The sequence below is a fragment of the Neisseria sp. P0009.S007 genome, from assembly GCF_051962515.1.
Genome location: NZ_JBQCVF010001304.1, coordinates 1 through 234, shown reverse-complemented (window position 1 = coordinate 234; position 234 = coordinate 1). Strand labels below are relative to the sequence as shown.

1 pseudogene is annotated in these 234 nt (G+C 48.3%); it reads right to left on the bottom strand.

Annotation, left to right across the window (positions count from 1 at the left end):
• Nucleotides 1-234: pseudogene (locus ACTHS3_RS18710) on the bottom strand (NADH-quinone oxidoreductase subunit M); the annotation flags it as partial.

The following is a 234-nucleotide window of genomic DNA, read 5'->3' as shown; positions in this document are numbered from 1 at the left end:
CGCCGATAATCAAACCCGACAAAAACAGGAACGCTGCCATATACTCCGCCGGACGTTTCAGAATGACTTCCCAACCGGCCAATACCACCAACAGCGTAATAAACGCATACAAGATGATAAAGAGCACTGAAATACCGTCCACGCCCAATGCGTAGTTTATTTTCAGCAACGGAATCCACTCGTGGAACTCTGTAAACTGATAGCCGCCGCTCAAACGGTCGAAACCGGTAAACA